The sequence below is a fragment of the Lactiplantibacillus garii genome (assembly GCF_003885105.1).
Lineage (GTDB): Bacteria > Bacillota > Bacilli > Lactobacillales > Lactobacillaceae > Lactiplantibacillus > Lactiplantibacillus garii.
In genome coordinates this window covers 1-608 of sequence record NZ_QWZQ01000129.1, presented here as the reverse complement: position 1 = coordinate 608, position 608 = coordinate 1, and the positions used below count along the sequence as shown (strand labels likewise).

General features: G+C 38.3%; 1 protein-coding gene. It reads left to right on the top strand.

The window, feature by feature from the left end:
* The first annotated feature begins 215 nt into the window (after positions 1–215).
* A complete protein-coding gene (locus tag D1831_RS14290) occupies positions 216–536 on the top strand; it encodes a hypothetical protein (RefSeq protein WP_125073461.1) in 321 nt (106 codons plus the stop codon).
* Positions 537–608 lie beyond the last annotated feature (72 nt).

Below are 608 nucleotides of genomic sequence, written 5' to 3'. Positions count from 1 at the left end.
GCATTGCTCTGGGCGGGTATCGTTGATACCGGCCGTTTTTTAGTGTCTAAAAAACTGAAGCACTGGTCTCGTTTAATAATACTGACTCCCGGTAACGGTTTGAGCTATTTACAATTGATGATATTATAATGTTAATTATTATATTTTTATTAAAATGTAGTAATTGTTGTTGCGATATTAAATTATAAATTACGTTGTTTATAGGAGGAAACGTAATGGATCAGAACAAAAAGAATAATTTTGAAATGTTTCTTGAATTAAAGGAGGCGGTTGATCAAGTTCGAAATCGGTTGCACGCGCAAACTGGAATGGGAATCGATGAATTACGGATTGCTAACTATGCGCGCCAAGTTTCGGGAGTGACCATTAATGAATTGGCGCACATGTTTACACTGCCAGCTACGCGGGTCAAAAGATTGGTAGCACACTTGGAACAGCAGAATTGGTTGATCAATAAGCGGAATGGTTTTCAGTTGACGGAGATTGGCACAGCCGAACTTGAGACGCTGTCTAAGCAAATTGCCAAAGCATTTTAGCCGCTTAAATGGTGGAATTTTATAATTTGTAGTGACTTTTCAGTACAATCTGCAGGGTAGTGAATTCTAATC